Here is a 19,464-nt window from a genome sequence, read left to right on the forward strand (position 1 = left end):
GGAAAGAGCTCGCGGCGGGACGCCGCTCCTACTGTGTCAGAGGCCCCTCTTACGTGGGAGCCCCGCGAGGGGCTGGGGCGGCGGCGAACACGCCCTCATCAGCGACAGCGATCGAACCTGCTTTATGCCGCATCGTTGGTGAACGGCTGGCCGCCTATATATCTTCGCTTCAAGCCCGATCCGTAGAATATCGCCATGAGCACCCCCTTCGAGTCTTCCCTGGGCCGGGAAGTCGCCTACCCCGCGCACTACGATCCCAGCCTGCTGTTCGCCATTCCCCGCCACGCCGCGCGCGCCGAAATCGGCATCGCCGACGACGCCCTGCCGTTTATCGGCCATGACCGTTGGCATGCCTACGAACTGAGCTGGCTGGACGCGCGCGGCAAACCGCGCGTTGCCACCGCTACCCTCACCGTGCCGTTCGATTCGCCCAACCTGATCGAATCCAAGTCGCTCAAGCTCTACTTGAACTCGCTCAACGCGACGCGTTTCAACAGTGATGCCGCGGTACTGGAATGCTTGCGCACCGATCTTTCGGTGCGCGCCGGTGCGGATGTCGGGGTGGTCTTCGGCTTGCCACCGATGGTCGATGCGGAAGATGGCGAGTCGCTGGATGGGCTGGATATCGAAATCAATCACTACGGCCCGCCGCGCGCGGATTTTCTGACCGCCGAGCCCGGCAATCTGGTGGAAGAAACGCTGTACTCGCAGCTATTGAAATCCAATTGCCCGGTCACCGGACAACCGGACTGGGCGAGCGTGGTGATTCGTTACTCAGGACCACGCATTGATCGGCCGGCGCTGCTGCGCTATCTGGTCAGCTTTCGCGATCATGCCGAATTCCATGAGCAATGTGTCGAACGCATCTTTCATGACCTGTCGACGCACTGCCACCCGCAGTGGCTGTCGGTGGAAGCGCGCTATACACGCCGGGGCGGCTTGGACATCAATCCATTGCGGGCGACGCAGGGGACCGCATTGCCAGAAGCGAAACGCGAAGTACGCCAGTAATCCATACGTTAAGTCGCCGTTTCTGAACTGTCTTCGTTTCTTCACGCGCGCGCCATGCTTTTTTAACAGCGTGCGTGCAAGGCTATGCCTCGTTTCCAACATCCATCAGGAAGGTTGTTGACTATGAGCACCGAAAAGAAGGCAGATTTTTCCGGCGTCAGCGCAAAAGTCGACACGACTGAGCAGAAAGTCGAAAAGGCAGACTTCTCCGGCGTCACCGCTCGGGTGGACAGCACGGAAGAAATCGTAGGCGAGCAGACTTATACCGTCGACAAGGGCGACACGCTTTCGAAGATTGCCAAGGAACATTACGGCAGCGCGAACGCCTGGAAGCAGATCTTCGAAGCCAACCGCGACACCATTGAAGATCCCGACCGCATTTTCCCGGGGCAGGTGATCAAGCTGCCCCCGAAGTCCACCGGCGCTTGAAGCTCTCTTTTCCATTCACGACAAGGACCGACACCATGAAGCTCAACCGTATCTCCTATGCCCTGATCATCGGCCTGGCCGGCAGCATCGCGCTGGCCGGCTGCAAGAAGAAGGAAGAAGCCACCCCCACTCCGCCGGCTGCCACAGAGCCCGCGCCTGCTCCGACAACACCCGCTGCACCTGCTCCGGCAACCGTCAGCGTCACCGGCGTCACCGTGGGCAATACCGCCGCCGCCGACAAGTCAGTGGCTGCCATGACCACGCTGGGCACCAAGGACAAGATCATCGTCTCGGTGCAAACGCAGGGCGATGCGGCCAACGCCACGCTCGACGCCAAGCTGACCTACCAGGATGGCCAGGTTGCGGGGCAGAAGTCGGAAACGCTCAACACCACCGGCAGCGGCACGACCAATTTCGAGTTCACCAACGCCAACCCGTGGCCCGCCGGCAAGTACAAGGTGGACGTCACCTTGAATGGCCAGCCCGCCGGCGTGATGCAGGAAATCGAAATCAAGTAATTCCACCTCTCTCCCACCCTCAGTGGGCAAGCTTGGGCGCGGAGCGATCCGCGCCTTTTTTTTGGCAAGGGTGCGCCCGCTTCTCGTAGAGCGGAGCTGCGCCCCGCGATAGCACCGAGCCAGTGGCAATGAGGCCGTCGCAACGGCAGGCGATAGGGAATAGTCGCTTACAGGCCTTTATGTAGAGCGGAGCTTGCTCCGCTGCTCTTCGGAGTTTCCTAGATTCCGAACGAAGGCAGCCGAGCAAGCTCGGCTCTACGAGAACATGTCCTGGGGACTGCTTGAACACAGGTTTTGCTCGAACGGGCATAAACCGCGACAATGGGGGTCCACGTCCAAACCACTCGCGTCAGCCCTCACGTTGCGCGTCTTACCGGGAGCAGTTCCATGGCAGAACCTGTCCTCACACCGCCGGCCGGCGGTGAGAAGATCACGATTTCGGGCGGCAAGCTCAATGTGCCGAACCACCCGATCATTCCCTTCATCGAAGGCGACGGCACCGGCCCGGATATCTGGCGCGCTTCGGTGCGCGTGCTGGATGCCGCGGTCGAGAAGGCCTACGGCGGCAGCAAGAAGATCCACTGGCTGGAAGTCTTTGCCGGCGAGAAATCGAACAACCAGTTCGGCACCTGGCTGCCGGACTCCACCGTGCAGGCCTGCCGCGATTATCTGGTCAGCATCAAGGGCCCGCTGACCACGCCGGTCGGTGGCGGCATCCGGTCGCTCAACGTCGCGCTGCGGCAGATGCTGGACCTGTACGTCTGCCTGCGCCCGGTGCGCTGGTTCGAAGGCGTGCCCTCGCCGGTGAAGAAGCCGGGCGATGTGGACATGGTGATCTTCCGCGAGAACACCGAGGACATCTACGCCGGTATCGAATGGGCCGGCGGCAGCGCCGAATCGCAGAAGGTGTTGGATTTCCTGGCCAAGGAATTCCCACAGCCCTTCAGCAAGATCCGCTTCGGCACGCAGGAAAAGGTCAACGAGTGGCAGCAGGCGCTGGAAGGCATCGGCGCGCCGCATCGCGACATGACCGTGGAAGTCGGCCTGGGCATCAAGCCGGTCAGCCGCCTGGGCACCGAGCGCCTGGTGCATAGCGCCATCAGCTACGCCATCGAGAACAAGCGCAAGTCGGTGACCCTGGTGCACAAGGGCAACATCATGAAGTTCACCGAAGGTGGCTTCCGTGATTGGGGCTACCAGGTAGCACGCGATTACTTCGGCGCGGTCGAGCTGGACGGCGGTCCCTGGCACGTCATTCCGGAAGGCAAGCCGGGCGCGGGCATCATCATCAAGGACGCCATCGCCGATGCCTTCCTGCAGCAGATCCTGCTGCGTCCGAAGGAATACGACGTGTCGGCCACGCTGAACCTCAACGGCGACTATCTGTCCGACGCGCTGGCCGCGCAGGTCGGCGGCATCGGCATTGCGCCGGGCGCCAACATCAACTACGTCACCGGCCACGCCGTGTTCGAAGCGACCCACGGCACCGCGCCCAAGTACGCCGACCAGGACAAGGTCAATCCGGGTTCGGTGATCCTGTCGGGCGAAATGATGCTGCGCTACATGGGCTGGACCGAAGCTGCCGATGCGATTATTGACGGCGTCAACAAGGCCATCGCCAGCAAGCGCGTCACCTACGACTTCGCCCGCCTGATGGAAGGCGCCACCGAAGTGAAGTGCAGCGAATTCGCTGACGAGATCATCAAGCACCTTTGATGTCCGTGCAGTCCTGCTAAAACATCGTCCTGTTGAAGCACGAACGCCCGGCCGCAAGCTGGGCGTTCTTTTTTAAGGTCCCCTACGTGAGCGAACCTTTCGATATCCATCTCTTTTCCTACGGCACGCTGCAGCTGGAAAGCGTGCAGTTGTCTTCCTTCGGCCGTCGACTGCAAGGCACGCCCGATGCGTTGCCGGGCTACGCGCGGACGATGGTGGAAATCACCGACCCGCAGGTAGTGGCGGCCAGCGGAGAACGCTTCCACCCTATCGTCGCGCCCAGCGACGATCCCGCCGATGAAGTGCAGGGCACGGTTTTCCGCATCAGCGCCAGCGAATTGGCCGCAGCCGACCGATATGAAGTTTCCGATTACCAGCGCATGCGGGTACGCCTGAAATCCGGCGTGGGAGCTTGGGTGTATGTGAAGGCGACGCAGGTACCAGGCTGAGAGTATCCCTTGTAGGAGCGGCGTCCCGCCGCGAGCTCTTTTGCTGTTATCGCAATCTCATGGGAAGAGCTCGCGGCGGGACGCCGTTTCTACATCACCGCACCTTGCAACCGAACAACGAAAGATCGATCGAGGCTGCCATGCGGCGATAGCCTTCGTCATTGGGGTGCAGAAAATCGCGGGTAATCTCGGCGGGCATGGCTTCGAAGTTGCCGGGAGCGCGGAGCGCGGCGTCGAAGTCGATCACTGCGGAAAGCTCTCGGCCATCGCGAATGAATCGGTTGATCTGCCGCCGCGTTTCGGCCGACACGGGTTCATACCGCTCCGAACCGCCGAAGGGTGTCAGTGTTGCGCCCATCACAGCGATCCCATGCTGCTGCAGCCGCGTGAGAATCTGCCGATAGCCGGCGATCATCTCTCCCGCATTGCGTCCTGGGAGGAAATTCGGCGCGCCGCTGTGGCGAATATCGTTGATGCCTTCGAACACGATCACTTGGTCGACGCCAGGCAGCGCCAGCACGTCGCGGTCGAGGCGGGCGAGAGCGCTATGGCTGCGGCCGTTGTCCAGCACCTTGTTACCGCTGATGCCGGCATTCAGTACGACGACACGGTCGGGGCAGGTGCGATGCAGGCGTTCGGCCAGCAGCGCGGGCCAATCCCCATGAGTGCCGCGCGTGGCGGTAGCGCCTTCAGTAATGGAATCGCCCAATGCCACAACAACGCGTGGCTTATGCGCGCGCTGCGCCAGCACTGCGGATACCACGTTCTGTCGATATGAGAGTGGCGTGTTGTCGGGCACATCGGAACGTCCCTGCACAACGCGTAGAGTGGTGCGCCGCACGGCGGGCCGTGTCGGCTCAGGGAACCAGATACTCAATGCGATCTCTGAGAAAGCGGGTGCGGCGATCGAAACAGGATCGCTGACCAGTACGCCGCCCGTCGGGATCACCACCTCGCTGCGTCCATCGAACCGCACCGGCAATGCCGGGGCAGGCGCGCCTATCAATCGTGCCGACGCCGCACCGATCTTCAGCGGCTGCGCGCCCAGTTCATTGCTGATGCGAAAGCGGAGTGCGGTGGCGGAGGTGCCCAGCCGCATGTGCTGGCGAACGGTTTCATCGTTGAACTGCAACGGTGCTTCCGGCGTGCCGTCAAGACGGTCCGGCGCCGGGGAAGCGATCCACGCCGGCACCCAGATCGGTGCGGGTGTGGCATGCGCCGCAACGCTGAGTGCCAGCGCTATCGCGCAGACCGCGATACGGCGTAACCGCGTAACGATCATCGACCGGGCTCTCAGGAGAAGAACACGCCGCCGTTGACGTCGACGTTGGCGCCATTGATGAAGCTGGCAGCGTCCGACGCCAGGAACACCGCCGCGGCCGCGGCTTCTTCGGCACGTCCTTCGCGTCGCAAGGGCGTCGCGTTGGCCACCGCCTGGCGCACTTCCGGCTTGGTGAAGTCGTCGTGGAAACGCGTCGCGATCATGCCGCAGCACAACGCATTGACGCGGATTCCGCGTGGGCCCAGTTCCTTGGCCATGGCGCGGGTGAACGTCATCACCGCGGCTTTGGACGTCGCGTAGATCGAAGCGCCCGGCCCGCCGCCATCGCGCCCGGCCAGCGAAGCGAAGTTCACGATGGCCGCGCCTTCGCCCATATGCGGCACTACCGCCTGCGTGGTCAGGAACACCGATTTCAAGTTCAAGTCCATGACATGGTGGAAGAACGTCTCGTCGATCTCGGCCAACGGTTTCCTGGCCACCATGCCGCCTGCCAGGTTGACCAGGATGTCGATGCGCGAACCGAATGCCGCCTGCGTCGCTGCCACCAGTTCCGCCACCGCTGCAGCGTCAGCCGCGTTGCCGCGGTGAACGATCGCCTGGCCACCGGCGGCTTCCACGCGCTTGAGCGTTTCCAGCGCGCTGGCTTCGTCGTTGGCGTAGTTGATGCAGACCTTGGCACCTTCGGCTGCCAGCTTCAACGAAACCGCGCGCCCGATGTCGCGCCCACCGCCGGTGACGATCGCCACTTTGTCTTTGAATAGCATGATCTGAAGTCCTTTTGTTTTGGGGAGGGGGATTCTGGGTAAGGGCGGTGTCAGCGGCGCTGCTATCAGCGGTGCTGCTGTAAGCGATGCTCCGGCGCACCACCGAGTTTCTCGATGCGGCCGGTGATCAGCCAGATCGCCGCCAGCGATAGCGGCACCAAGGCCGCCACCAGGATGAAAATGGGCGCGTAGGAAATCTTGGTCATGGCCGGTACCAGCCACGTGGTGATCAGCGTGCCCACCACCGCGGCCATGCCGCCGATGCCGGCCAGCGAACCTACCGATTTGCCATGGAAAATATCGCCCGGCAGCGTCTGGATGTTGCCGATGGCGACTTGGAAGCCAAACAGCACCGCGGCGATGGTCAGCACGGCGGCGACGGGTTCGGCCGCAAACACCGCGCCCAGTAGCGCGGGCATCATGATGATCCCGCCCAGGGTGATGGTCCATTTGCGAGCGCGGTGGATACTCCAGCCACCGGCGATCAACCGCCCCGACAGCCAACCACCAAACAGGCTGCCCAGCATGGCGCCGACAAACGGCACCCACGCGAAGATGCCGATCTGCTTGATGTCGAAACCGAAAGTCTCGGCCAGGTAGATCGGCAGCCACGATACGAACAACCACCAGATCGGATCGATGAAGAAGCGCGCCAGCACAATGCCCCAACTCTGCCGGTGCGACATCAGCTGCTTCAGCGTTGGCGCATAGGCCGGCAACATCGGTCCATCGCCGACCGGTGCGTCCAGGATCAACGCGCGCTCGGCCGCATCGACCCACGGATGACGATCAGGGCCGGCGCGGTAGACGATCAGCCATGGCAGCAGCCAGATGAAACCCAGCGCGCCGATCAGCAGGAACGTGCCCTTCCATCCCAGCCACAGGAACAGCAACGCGATCAGTGGTGCCGAGACGATGGCGCCGATGGAAGCGCCGGCGTTGAAGATGCCTTGTGCCAGCGCGCGCTCCTTGGCGGGAAACCATTCGGCATTGGCCTTGACCGCGCCCGGCCAAGCGCCAGCTTCGCTGATGCCCAGCATCGCGCGGAAAACGCTGAACGACAGCACCGAATGGCTGACGGCATGCAGGGCGATGGAGATCGACCAGCCCATGATCGACAACGCAAAACCGAGGCGAACACCGATGATGTCGAACAACCGGCCGAAGGCGAACTGGCCCGCCGCATAGAACAGCATGAAAACGGTGACCAGCAACGCGTAATCTTCCTTGGTCGCACCGATCTCGCTGGAGATCTCCGGCCACATCACCGCCAGCGCATTGCGGTCGATGTAGTTGATGACGGTGGCGAGCGCGATCAGCGCGATGATGATCCAGCGCACTGCGGATCTTCTTTTGGTGGACGTGCCGGTCATGGGCGCTGCGACTCCTGCTGCTTGCGGGCCGATGGCTTGGCGTCTACGGGCTGAGCGATGCGAGCGTAGCGGCCCTTCCACTGATAGGTCCGCCCGTTGGCTACGACACGATGATCGCGCGCGGATGTCGGGTCGTCGGCGATTCCCAATGCCAGTGTTCCGCCGGATATCAGCGTCAGCAGAACGACATCCGCGTCTTCGCCACGCAGGCGCTGGATGCTGCGGATACGGCTGTTCGCGCCATGCACGTACTCGGCGGTGCCGTTGTATTCGCCATGCGGTTCCAACACACCGAAGAAGCTCGCTTGCGTTTGGCCATCCATGCGCTGGATCAGCACCGGTTCGCGACGCAGGTTGAAATCCGGATCGTTGGCGCCGCTCTCCGCCAGGATGGCGCGGATTGGCGCGCTGGCACCGAAGCGATAGGTGTAGAAGCGTCCGTCCAACAACCAACTCAAGCTGCGAGTGTCTGGTGATGGCGTGGTGGACGCATCGACCCACAGATGCTGGTAGCCATTGGCCTTGCCCATCACCTGGCGTTCGGCCAGCGCGCGCTGCGCTTCGAAGCCCACATTCATGATATGGCCATTGAAATGCAGCGGCAGGTCGTAGCGCGCCGGTGCATTGCCATCCACGCGCAGCAGATCGATGACCACGGGAAGGGGCAGCTCCGGGTACTCCAGCAACGCTAGCGTGCGAGTGAACACCACCCCATCGTAGGCGCCTTCCATTCGCGCAGAAACGATCTGCATGCCATCGGCTTGCTCGAACAACAAGGGCGTCGGCGCGTGCTTTTCGCCCACGCGCCAGTCGCCGCCGAAATGGCTTTGCTCGTTCACTACCAGTGTGTTGTGAGCAACCGTCTGCTTGGCCCAGCTGGTGTTTTCCGGCAGGTAGGTGCCGCCAGACTTGGCTTCGACATTGAGGAATCGCGCCGCGCCGTAATCGGTCACCACGCGCTGGCCATTGTCATAGAACAGCCAGTGCAACTTGTCGAAATGGCCGTGGCCCATCCCTTGCGCGGTGTTCTTCATCACCAGCGTCTGGCCGTTCTCGCCACCGGTGCGCAGGATGGCCAGCGCGCCGCGTTTTCCGTCGGGGCCGTCACGTAGCAACAGCGTGCGGAAATCGAACGACTTCGCCCGGCCCGCGGCCAGCGCTTCAGCCACCTGCAGCCCTTCTGGCGTCAGCAACGTGCGCCCCTGCCGTTCGGCGATGGAGAGCAGGCGTTCGTCGCCGGTCTGTGCATAGGCGATCGCGATGCCGGCGACCAGTTCTTCGGTATCCAGGCCCTTGTCGAGCAGCGCGTCGTTGATCGGAAAGAAGTAACCGCCGTAGCTGCTCTGCACCAGCGTATCGACGGCTTTCAGCAGCACGCCGTCCTTGTGCTCGAATATCTTCCGCTGCGGCTCATTGCGCTCGATAGTCCGCGCGAACACCACAAAGGGCGCCAACGCATAACGTTGGTAGTACGGTCCTTCTTCGTAGTAACCGTCGGGCGAGAACAACTGGTCGATCTGTTTGAGAAACCCGGCTTCGCCCTGTTTCGATAAGCCGAGCAGTGCCTTTTCCACCATCTCCTGATCGCGCAGTACGTAGCCAGCCATTCCAACCGCCGCGACCGCCCAGGTGGCGTGGTTGTGGATGCGGTCGAAGTTTTCCGGCGTCTCCTCTGACAGGAAACGCGCCATCCGCCGGAACACCTGCTCGTCGATGGTGCGGCGATCCTCGGCATTCAAACTGTCGCGGATGGCGTCGTAGCCCTGGCTGGCATGGACCAGCCACACCGAGTCGTTGAGCATCTGCCAGAACAGACGTCCTGGAATCTGTCCACGCCCAGCCGGATGCTTGCCCAACGTCGGGTACAGGCGCGCGTATTCCAGCAGTATGTCGCGCGCGAAATCGGCATAGGCGCGATCGCTGGTCAGGCGATACAGCGCGCCCGCGGCCTGAATCGCCTGGTAGTTCCGCTTGTGCTGCTCATGGGTGTAACCGCCGCCAGGGTCCTTGGGCGTCGGCACGTCGATACCGGCTTTCATCGCCGCTTGGACCATCCCGATCGCACGCGTTTGCTCGCGCGCGAACAGCGGATAACGCGATCCGGTCTGCGCCATGTGCTGCCACTCGGCCGCCGTCACCAGTACGGGTTCGGTGGCGGCAGACGTCACTGTCGTCGGTGCGGCACCCGCATTTCCAACAAGAACCGTGCCTGCGCACAACAGCGCAATCAGAAGGAAGGAACGACTCATCGTGCGGTCTCGACAGGAACGTCAGATTGGACGGGCGGCGTACCGGTGAACTGGTTGCGGACCGCGATCAGCACAGGCTCTCCCACGCTGTGAGTAAAGCGCACGCCGGCACTATCGATGAAGCGATTGCCGATCAGCTCAGCGCGCTGCACGCCGCGCAAACGTACTGAAGCATGGCTGTTGCGACCGACGCGTTCGAAGCTCGATCCGGCGATGCGAAGCTTCGGCCCGAAGGTGCTTTCGTCGGTGCCGCCGCGGTAAAGATCGACCGCCGGTCCGGCAGCGCCGCGGAATATCGAATCTTCGATCTCGATGAGCTCGGCGTTGTAGGTTCCGCGGTCGTCGGTTTCGGCGGCGGCGGAAATAACCGCGCCGGAGACGTCCTCGACAGTGACTCGGTGCAAGGCGATCAGATCCGCCAGCGTGCCTTTGCCGGCCGACACGACATCGAAGCCACGGTTGATGTTCAAGTTGGTGGCGCGGATGTCTTGCAGGATCAGCAAGTAGTTGGCGGCGCCCGAACCCGGACGCGCGCGGATCACCGCGTTGCCGACTTCGTCGGGTGCCGCCTCGCCCGACAAGGTCAGTCGTGAAAGCTTCAGTGAGCCGCCGGCCGCGATATCGAACAACGTGGATCGCGAGAACATGATGACGGCGTCGCCTTTGGCCGGTCCTTCCACGGTGAGTAGACGATCGAGTAGCAGGACCTGATTGACCAAGTAGTCGCCCGCTTCCAACGTCAGCCGATCGCCCGCGTTTGCTGCGGCAAACGCGCTGGTCAAGGTGTCTTCCCCGGGCGAAACGACCTGCGATTTTCCGCTGTCGAAGGCCGGCACCGATTTGTGCTTGGGATACCAGGCAACGCCCACCTCGTCTCGCGCTATCGGGCGCAGATCGCGGCGGGCGCCGACGCCTTCGACGCCGACTGGCATCAGCAGCCCGGTGTCGCCGCGGATCATCTCGACTTTGCGTGCTTCCACACCATCCGGAAATCCGATCGATTTCTTCGGACTCTGCACATTGCCGACGGAAGCGATGCCGGTCAGATCGCCTAGCTTCCGCAGCGGGTCGTGGCCATCGTCGTTCACTATCAGGTTGCGCGACATCCTGCTGTTGATCGGAGCGGCCGAACGCTCCTGGTCCATGCCCGCGCCCAGGAAGATGCTGCGTGGGTTGACGAAGGTATTGTTTTCGATCACCGCCCGGTCAACTTGGACGTAGCGGTTGGCCGGCGAGTTCGGCACGCCGTACATGACCGTGAGAGCCGAGGCGAATCCGTTGCCCGCCAAGCCTTCCAGATAGTTGTTGCGCACGGTCTGACGACGATTGATGACCCGGATGCCACCGGTATGCGGTTCGTTGCCGCCCAGGAAGACATTGTCTTCGACCAGGTTGCCGTCGCCATGCCGCAGCACCAGCGCGCCGCGTGAACGGTAGAAGACATTGCCGCGATAGATATTGCCACCAGACTTGTTGGAGACGATCTCCACTTCGCCGTTGCAGCCTTCGAACCAATTGTTCTCGACAACGGTATGCGAGTCCGACATTGACTCGTGGCTGGTGCCAACCCGGATGGTTTCGCCGCCGTTGGAGCCCAGATTCGGCCGGGGTCCGAAATAGTTGTGGTCGATGCGGTGCCGGTTATCGAGTCCCTGTTCCGCGTCACGCACCACCACCAAGGTCGCGCCGGCGTTGGTTTTGCCGACGACGTGGTTGTGGTCGAAGCGATTGCCTTGTCCGTACATCGCAACCCAATGATCCGACTGGCTGCGGTCCGGCAGATTGAAATGGTCGATCACTACGCCGGTGACGCGGCTGTTGTTCGCACGTTCGGTGCGCGAGCGGCGGAACGAGACGACCTCGCCGGTAGGCGACCAGCCGTTGCGGAACACCAGATTCGACACGACCAAGTGTTCGCCGGCCATCCGCAGGTTGGATTGGCCGGTCAATGTCACGCCACCCGGGGTCTGAGCTGTCAGGGTGATGGGGCGGCCTGGCGCGCCTTTGCCGGTCAGGACGATCTGGAAGTCCGGCCAGGTTCCGTCGGCCAGTACCAGTGTGTCGCCCGGCCGCAGCGCGCGGACGGCGCCGGCGTATTCCTGCTGGTTCCGGACCAGATGCCTGGACCCCGCTTCGGCAGAGGCTGCGTACGCAGCCATCGGCGCTGTCCAAAACAGCCATGCGGTTAATGCGCCCAAGGCCCGCAATTGCATGTATTTCTCCCAGTCAGGCCTCGCAGCGCCTTGTGGAGCCGGATGGTAGCAGAGCAACGACGCCCGTCAACCAATTTCAAATACCAGATTCGTGATTTCTGGTATAGCGAATCTACGCAAATTGATGCTGCATTAGCACATAAATGGTATGCGAAATAGGCAAACCAATACTCTGGCAAGGTTATTCATACCAATTTCTTGACATCGGCTGGATCTGTGTGAAACCTGCGCCCCAAGCCCGCTGACTCGGGCATCCAGCCTGGCCAGCCGGGCGCAAATATGGGAGGAGAGAACTATGCGGCGCTACCCGGGACCCTTGCCGGTCAAACGTGTCCAGCCATCTATGCTTCGGAACGCGTTGCTGTATGCCATATGGGCCTCCCTTGGCGCTGCCGCGACCACGTCGGCACAAGAGACGCGGCCCGCGAATCCCGCGGCACCGGCCCCATCGGCAGCGCAGGAAACCCCGCCGTCCGGGCAAACGCCGGTGACACTCGACGAAGTCGTCGTCACCGGCATTCGCGGCTCGATCCAATCGTCGATCCAGACCAAGCGCGACGCCACCGTGATCTCGGACGCGCTGTCGGCCACCGACATCGGCGACCTACCGGCGTTGTCGATCGGCGAGGCGATCGAGACCATCACCGGTGCTTCCACCCACCGCGAGAAAGGCGGCGCGACCGAGATCTCGGTGCGCGGCCTTGGGCCGTTCCTCGGCTCAGCCACTTTCAACGGCCGCGAAGCCACCAATGGCAGCGGTGATCGCTCGGTGAACTTCAACCAGTTCCCGGCTGAGCTGATCAACACCGTGCAGATCTACAAGACCCAGCAAGCCGACTTCATCGAGGGCGGCATCGCCGGCACGATCAACATGGAAACGGTCAAGCCGCTGTCGTTCGACGAGCGCCGCATTCAGCTGGAAGGACGCGCGACCTATCCGGAATACGACGGCAAGCTCAAGGACGGCGACGGCACGGGCTGGCGCGGCACCGCAAGCTATCTCGACCAGTTCGAGTTCGCCAACGGCGGCAGGCTAGGCATCTCGCTGGGCGTGCAGAGTCTGGAAGGCAGCAACCCGGAGGAAGTCGCCGCCACCAGTTCCACCTGGACCGCCTGCGATGCGACGCTCAACCGAGCGAACGTGAATTGCGATGCGACGGGTGGCGGCATCCGCCCTGGCGACCCCAGGGCGGGCAATACGCCATTCTATCTGGTCCCCAACGGTCGCACGTATCGCCAGTTGGTCGAGCACGACAAGCGCGATGCGGCCTTCGCTGCCCTGCAATGGCAGCCGAACGACACGATGGAAGTGAACTTCGACTATCAGTGGTCCGACCGCACTTTCAGCGAGGACCGCAACGAACTGGTACTGCCGGACGGCCGCCGCAGCATCAGCAACATGGTGGCCGACGCGGACGGTGTCGTGCGCTCCTTCACCGGACAGAGCGGCATCGAGACCAACTCCAACTACAAGGTGCGCGCGGAAGAATACGAAGGCGCCGGACTCAACTTTCAATGGCGTCCGAGTGCCGCCTGGCTGTTCTCGACCGACTTCGCGTATTCGCACACGCTACGCACCGAGAACGACTGGACCACGCGGCTGCGCGCCGATAACGAAGACATCAACGGCGATGACACCATTGGCATCAACGGCGCGCGCTACGTCGACTATAGCTACGACCACCGCGGCGACGTGCCGGCGCTGGTCATCGATCCGGCCTTCGATATCACCCGCTGGGAGAATTTCGGCGACGTGCCGCGCCTGCGCCGCGACGAGCAACTGCGCGAGCATACATTGCACGCTTTCCGCTTCGACAGCAGCTATTTTCCGGAAAGCGGCTTCTTTACCGCCATCAAGGGCGGTGTTCGCTACGCGCAGTCCGATTACCGCGATTACGACGACCGGGTCGAGATCAACATCAACCGTAACCAGAACTTGGGCCTGATCCGCGATGCCAATCTTGCCTGCCGCACCGCCTTCCCGCAGGACGATTTCCTGGACGCGGCCAGCGGCAACACGATCAATAGCTGGGCCACCTTCGATTCGCGTTGCCTGTTCCGCGCGCTTTCCGGCGTGGACGACACCGGCCGCAACCCCGACCTGCGCGATCCTGCCAACAACGATATCGGCGAGAAGACGCAGGCGGTCTATCTGATGGGCGACTTCGCATCGGAGTGGTTCAGCCTGCCGGTGACTGGCAACTTTGGCGTGCGTTGGGTGAAGACGGATGTACGCTCTGTCGGCCTGCGCAGCGACCTGGACGTGGTGCGCAACGGCGACGGCACGGTCACGGTCGAGTCCACTGGCGAATTCGAAACCCAGGTGGTCAAGGCGTCCAACGACGTGCTGCTGCCCAGCTTCAATGCCGCACTCGAACTGACCGATGACAAGGTCCTGCGCGTGGGCGTGTACCGTGCGATGGCGCGGCCGGATATGAGTGCGCTGGGTGCGGGCCGCACGATCGACGTGGAGGATGGCGAGTTCACAAGCATCGCCGATGCTATCGACAGCATCGCGGCCACCGGCAATCCCAGCACCAAGCCGCTGCTGTCCTGGAACGGGGATATCTCGTTTGAGTGGTATCCGAACCGGGACTCGCTGCTTAGCGCGGCGATTTACTACAAGCAATTCACCGGCGGCGACATTCCGACCGTGATCGATGAGACCTTCGTGATCGACGGCGAAACCGTGGTGGTCCCGGTCGAGCAGTACGCCACAACGGATGAGAAGAGCGATCTCTTCGGCGTCGAGTTCACCGGGTCGCATCGTTTCTCCTATCTGCCGGCGCCATTCGACGGTCTCGGCGTCAAGGTCAGCTACAACTACGCCGATTCCAACTTCGAAAACCACGACTTGCGGCTCGGCGACCAGGTTGATCCGGAGACCGGCGAGATCACGCCGGGTCTGGTCGAACCCGCCAACATTTTTGGCTTGTCCAAGCACGTCGCCTCAGGCTCACTGTACTGGACGCTCGGGCCGGTGGACCTGCAGGCGATCTACAAGTACCGCTCGGAGTACTACCAGCGCTTCGTCGGCGCGCCCTCGCAGAACCGCTATATCCACGGCGGCTCGACGGTGGACTTCCGCACGACCTGGCGCGTGAACAAGCATCTGTCGTTCTCGCTGGAAGCGTCCAACCTGACCGACGAGCCGCGCATCTCCGACATGCCGGTCATGGGCAATTTCCACGAATACCACGCCTACGGGCGCCGTTATTATTTGGGTGTACGATATCGATTCTGAACGCGGCGGCGCGGCCTGAGGCCGCGCCGTTTTTTTCCAGGCGCCCCGGCTTTGATCCGTGTTGCCGATCCAAGCTTTCAATCCGGACTTTTCAATCCAGAATGAGGCGCCGTCACCAACAGGTTCTGATTCCACGATGTCCGAGAGCCGTCTCTATCAATCCATAGCCGCCGAGATCCTGAAGCTGATCGAGTCGGGCGAGTTCCCAGTGGGCTCACGCCTGCCCGGTGAACGGGATTTGGCCGAACGCTTCGGAGTCAGCCGGGTCACCATCCGGGAAGCAGAGATCGCACTGGAGGCGCAGGGCCGGATCAGCATCAAGACCGGCTCGGGCGTGTATGTGAAAGCTCGCGGTACGGACACACTGGGCGCATTGCCCGACGTCACCGCGTTCGACCTGACCGCCGCGCGTGCGGTGATCGAAGCCGAAGCAGCGGCGCTTGCCGCCAGCCATGTCACCGACGATGAACTGGCCGAATTGGAAGCATTGATCGCGGCGATGTCGGACCCGAACGCGACGGACCAAGCCGCCAATGAAGCCGACCAGAAATTCCATTTGGCCATCGCCCGCATCGCCGGCAATCCGGTGGTCGAGTACTGCATCCATCTGATCTGGCGCATGCGCAACGATCTTCCGCGCGTGCGCCAGGTCTATGCGCGCGTATGCCACAACGACAGCAACTCGCGGACCGAAGAACATGCCGCCATCCTGACTGCCTTGCAGCGCAGGGACCCGGCAGCGGCACGCAACGCGATGCGCAGCCACTTCCAGCGCCTGTTCGAATCCATGCTGGAAGCCACCGAAAGCGAAGCGCTGGCGGAAGTACGCCGCCGCACGCAACAGGATCGCGAGCGCTTCCTCGCTACGACACGGATTTAGGATGGGCCCCGGCCCACCGTTGCCATGCTCCAAGCTCGCGACGGCAATTAGCGAGGCCAACTCGCTCCGCGGATACGCCGTCGATAGTTATCCACACAAGCGCACCGACAATGGTGCCAAGCTCTCATAGGGTGGGCCCGGGCCCACCGTTGCCATGCCGAACCTCGCGATGGCAATTGACAACGCCGGGCTCCTATCCGCGAGCATGTCCTCGATGGTTGTCTATGCGGGCGTTGAGATGGCAATGGTGGGCCGGGGCCCACCCTACGTGTTCGCGGATTTAGCGGAACAGCGACAACGCCGTCATCTGGCGCATCTGCCCGGTGTATTCGGCCTGTCTCGCGGCGGCAGTGGAACGCGCTGAGCTTTCGGCTTCTGTCCTGCCGGTACCGGTGTCGATGCTTTTTTGCGCGGCCTTGGCCGCTTCGACCGTGGCAATGTGGCCATCCAGGAACAACATGCCCTGGCTGATCGCGCCCAGCTGGCGCCACCACGATGTATTCGTATTGGTACGCATGGGTCTTCTCCTGTCTCGCCGGCCTATCCGGCTTGAACGGTTACCAAGTTAGGCGCATGCTGCCGGCCGAAAAAGCGAAACATCCACAAGCCAGGCTTGAGGTTTGTTTAAGACTGGCCGGATTACCTCAGAGCGCACGATGAGCCGACTTCCGCTGGACCAGATCGATGCTTTTGTTACCGCCGCGCGGCTGCGCAACCTGACCCGCGCCGCCGAAGCAATGCACCTGACCGTCAGTGCACTGAGCCACCGCATGCGGCTATTGGAAGAAAGACTGGGCCAACGCGTGCTGGCGCGCGGTCCGCGCGGGGTGGAACTGACTCCCGCCGGGCAACGGCTGTTCGATGCCGTGGCCGCGCCTTTGGATGCCATCGAAAACGCGCTACAGCGGCTCAGCCTGCACACCGATCATATGGTCACGCTCAGCCTGATCCCGTCGATGGCCACGGCATGGCTGGTGCCGCGGCTGCCCAACTTTCTAGCCGCGCATCCGGAACTGGGCCTCAACCTGCAATCCAGTACGCACGTGGTCGATTTCGAACGAGAGCCCGTGGACATGGCCTTGCGGCTGGGCGGCGGACGCTGGCCCGGTGTGCACTCGGAATTTCTCTTTCACGAGTGGATCACCCCAGTCGCTAGTCCGCAGCTGTTGGAGAAGTACGGCAGACCTTCGCTGGCGACCTTGCCAAAGCTGCCGTTGCTGGGCGACCCGGCCAATCGCTGGAAAGACTGGTTCGAACACTATGGCGGTGAGCCGCCGGTGCGCTATGTGGCGCAGTTCGACGATACCGAAACACTGCACCAGGCCGCCGCGCAGGGCGTGGGCGTGGCATTGGCGCGTTGGACGCTGGCCGAACCGCTGATCAAGGCCGGTCGGCTGGTGCCGTTGACGAAGAAGCGCCTGAAGGCCAACTTCGCCCACTACCTGGTTTACCCGGAGCGCAGCGTGGCGCACCCCGGCTGCCAGAAGATGCGCCAATGGCTACTGGACCAGGCTGCCGTGCAGCCGTGATGGTCGACCGCGGCGAATGATGGCTTGGCAACATTGCGTTGCGCGCCGCTAAGATGCCGGCATGATTCGCGCCGATACCATCGCCCGACTGATACACGACGCTTTCGCGGATTATCACGCTCGCTTTGCCGACATCACCCGCCGCGCCAAGCAGCGCTTTGAAACCCGCGATTGGGCGGGCGCGCGTACCGATGCGGTGGAGCGTATCGAGCTATACGACCAGTGCATCGCCGAATGCGCGCTGCGTTTGCAATCTTCATTGCTGGGACAGGCGCACGACAGAGTGCTGTGGTCTCAAGTCCGCGATCACTACAACCGGTTGATCAGTGAACTGATCGATCGTGAGTTGTACAAGACGTTCTACAACACGCTCAGCCGGCGCTTCTTCAAGACGCGCGGCGTGGATCCGTCCATCGAGTTCATCGCGCTGGACATCGAACCCACCGATGCGATCACCCATCCGGTCGCGCGGCATAGCTATGCGATTTCCGAGCTGCGGCCCACTGAAACCTTTGCTCGCGTACTGAGCGACTACCGTTTCGATGTCCCCTACGCCCACATTACTCGCTGCGCCGCCGCCATCGCCGTGCGCCTGCAGGACGATTTGGCGCATTGGGGCGAGCACCCGGCGCGTTCCATCGAACTGCTGGACACGGTGTTCTATCGCGAACGGCGTGCCTACCTGGTTGGCCGGGTTTTTGGCGAGCATCGCTTTTCGCCGTGCGTCATTGCATTGGTCAATGACAATGGCCAGCTACGCGCCGAGGCGGTGCTGACCAGCCGCTCGGATGTAACGCAGCTTTTCAGCTACTCGCGCAGCTATTTCCACGCGGACCTGTCGACCGTCGGCGACGCGGTGGTGTTCTTGCGCACGCTGGTGCCCAACAAGCCTATCGATGAAATCTACACGGTGCTGGGCCGCGCCAAGCAGGGCAAGACGGAACGCTTCCGCACGTTCTTCCGTCATTTCGCCAGCCATCCCAACGAGCAGCTGGTGCCGGCGGAAGGCACGCGCGGCATGGTGATGGTGGTGTTCACGCTGCCCAGCTATCCGCTGGTATTCAAGGTGATCCGCGACAAGTTCGCCTACCCCAAGGAGATGAGCCGCAAGGACGTGGAGGACAAGTATTCGCTGGTGTTCCACCTCGACCGTGTGGGCCGTCTGCTGGATGCGCAGCCGTACCGCTTCCTGCGTTTTCCACGCGCGCGATTTTCGCCGGCGATACTGGAGGAACTGACGAACGGCTGCGCCAGCAGCATCACGGAGGATGGCGACGATCTCATCCTGCACCTGTGCTACGTACAACGCCGGCTGCGGCCGCTGAACCTGTACCTGCGCGAACAGAAGCCGGAAGCGGCGCGTGCGGCGGCCATCGACTACGGCCAGGCCATCAAGGACATGGCGCGCAACAACATTTTTCCCGGCGACATGCTGCTGAAGAATTTCGGCATGTCGCGCCACGGCCGCGCGGTGTTCTACGACTACGACGAGCTGTGCCTGATCACCGACTGCAACTTCCGCGACTACCCCACGCCCATGACTTACGAAGAAGAGATGGCGGACGGACCCTGGTTCTACGTGGGGCCCAAGGATGTCTTCCCGGAACGCTTCCCGCAGTTCCTCGGCTTGCCTGAGCCTTTGTCCAAGGCGTTGAAAGCCGTGCATGGCGAACTGTTCCAAGCGGAGTGGTGGCGTCAGCTGCAAGCGCGGTTGAAAGCGGGCGACTACCCAGATACGCCTCCTTACCCGGATGCTTTGAAGTTGGCGTAAGAACATCTTCCATCGAATGTTTACTTAGTCGACTCA

The 19,464-nt window shown here is 62.4% G+C and carries 15 protein-coding genes; 9 read left to right on the forward strand and 6 right to left on the reverse strand.

Annotated elements, in window-relative coordinates:
- Positions 1-195: 195 nt before the first annotated feature.
- The 5 genes from queF to AB6O04_RS06005 all read left to right on the forward strand — a co-directional run bounded on the left by queF (position 196) and on the right by AB6O04_RS06005 (position 4,123).
- Positions 196-1,011 (forward strand): NADPH-dependent 7-cyano-7-deazaguanine reductase QueF, encoded by an 816-nt coding sequence (gene queF / locus AB6O04_RS05985; protein ID WP_368562923.1) that lies wholly within the window; start codon positions 196-198, stop codon positions 1,009-1,011.
- A gap of 123 nt (positions 1,012-1,134) precedes the next feature.
- Positions 1,135-1,440: a LysM peptidoglycan-binding domain-containing protein gene (locus AB6O04_RS05990; RefSeq protein WP_368562924.1), complete on the forward strand. Its 306-nt coding sequence runs from the start codon at positions 1,135-1,137 to the stop codon at positions 1,438-1,440.
- A gap of 35 nt (positions 1,441-1,475) precedes the next feature.
- Positions 1,476-1,958, forward strand: a complete 483-nt coding sequence (locus AB6O04_RS05995) for a hypothetical protein (protein WP_368562925.1) — start codon at positions 1,476-1,478, stop codon at positions 1,956-1,958.
- Positions 1,959-2,345: 387 nt separating this feature from the next.
- Positions 2,346-3,674, forward strand: a complete 1,329-nt coding sequence (gene icd / locus AB6O04_RS06000) for an isocitrate dehydrogenase (NADP(+)) (RefSeq protein WP_368562926.1) — start codon at positions 2,346-2,348, stop codon at positions 3,672-3,674.
- Between the two features lie 86 nt (positions 3,675-3,760).
- Positions 3,761-4,123, forward strand: coding sequence for a gamma-glutamylcyclotransferase family protein (locus tag AB6O04_RS06005; protein ID WP_368562927.1), 363 nt, complete (start codon positions 3,761-3,763; stop codon positions 4,121-4,123).
- A 94-nt stretch (positions 4,124-4,217) separates the two neighbouring features.
- Here the strand turns inward: AB6O04_RS06005 and AB6O04_RS06010 are convergent, their stop codons facing one another.
- The 5 genes from AB6O04_RS06010 to AB6O04_RS06030 form a co-directional block, all read right to left on the reverse strand.
- Positions 4,218-5,405, reverse strand: coding sequence for a GDSL-type esterase/lipase family protein (locus AB6O04_RS06010; RefSeq protein WP_368562928.1), 1,188 nt, complete (start codon positions 5,403-5,405; stop codon positions 4,218-4,220).
- A gap of 11 nt (positions 5,406-5,416) precedes the next feature.
- Positions 5,417-6,169: an SDR family NAD(P)-dependent oxidoreductase gene (locus AB6O04_RS06015; protein ID WP_368562929.1), complete on the reverse strand. Its 753-nt coding sequence runs from the start codon at positions 6,167-6,169 to the stop codon at positions 5,417-5,419.
- Positions 6,170-6,234: 65 nt separating this feature from the next.
- Entirely contained in the window at positions 6,235-7,542 is a 1,308-nt protein-coding gene (locus AB6O04_RS06020; protein ID WP_368562930.1) for an MFS transporter, read from the reverse strand.
- Entirely contained in the window at positions 7,539-9,791 is a 2,253-nt protein-coding gene (locus tag AB6O04_RS06025; RefSeq protein WP_368562931.1) for an oligoalginate lyase, read from the reverse strand. The genes AB6O04_RS06020 and AB6O04_RS06025 overlap by 4 nt, the downstream gene beginning before the upstream one ends.
- Entirely contained in the window at positions 9,788-11,950 is a 2,163-nt protein-coding gene (locus AB6O04_RS06030) for a polysaccharide lyase 6 family protein (RefSeq protein ID WP_368562932.1), read from the reverse strand. The genes AB6O04_RS06025 and AB6O04_RS06030 overlap by 4 nt, the downstream gene beginning before the upstream one ends.
- A 397-nt stretch (positions 11,951-12,347) precedes the next feature.
- Here AB6O04_RS06030 and AB6O04_RS06035 point away from each other — a divergent pair, with 397 nt between their 5' ends.
- Both AB6O04_RS06035 and AB6O04_RS06040 read left to right on the forward strand, forming a co-directional pair.
- On the forward strand, positions 12,348-15,248 hold the full coding sequence (locus AB6O04_RS06035) for a TonB-dependent receptor (protein ID WP_368562933.1): 2,901 nt from the start codon (positions 12,348-12,350) through the stop codon (positions 15,246-15,248).
- Positions 15,249-15,384: 136 nt separating this feature from the next.
- Positions 15,385-16,128 (forward strand): FadR/GntR family transcriptional regulator, encoded by a 744-nt coding sequence (locus tag AB6O04_RS06040; protein ID WP_368562934.1) that lies wholly within the window; start codon positions 15,385-15,387, stop codon positions 16,126-16,128.
- Positions 16,129-16,408: 280 nt separating this feature from the next.
- Here the strand turns inward: AB6O04_RS06040 and AB6O04_RS06045 are convergent, their stop codons facing one another.
- Positions 16,409-16,645 carry a hypothetical protein gene (locus AB6O04_RS06045; protein ID WP_368562935.1) on the reverse strand — a complete coding sequence of 79 codons (237 nt, stop codon included), beginning with the start codon at positions 16,643-16,645 and terminating at the stop codon, positions 16,409-16,411.
- A 139-nt stretch (positions 16,646-16,784) separates the two neighbouring features.
- Between AB6O04_RS06045 and AB6O04_RS06050 the strand changes: the two genes are divergently transcribed.
- Together AB6O04_RS06050 and aceK are read left to right on the forward strand one after the other, a co-directional pair.
- Entirely contained in the window at positions 16,785-17,657 is an 873-nt protein-coding gene (locus tag AB6O04_RS06050) for a LysR substrate-binding domain-containing protein (protein WP_368562936.1), read from the forward strand.
- A gap of 61 nt (positions 17,658-17,718) precedes the next feature.
- Complete coding sequence (aceK, locus tag AB6O04_RS06055) at positions 17,719-19,428, forward strand: bifunctional isocitrate dehydrogenase kinase/phosphatase (RefSeq protein WP_368562937.1); 1,710 nt, start codon at positions 17,719-17,721, stop codon at positions 19,426-19,428.
- Positions 19,429-19,464 lie beyond the last annotated feature (36 nt).

Origin of the sequence: Pseudoxanthomonas sp. UTMC 1351, from assembly GCF_040948865.1 — a bacterium.
GTDB lineage: Bacteria > Pseudomonadota > Gammaproteobacteria > Xanthomonadales > Xanthomonadaceae > Pseudoxanthomonas_A.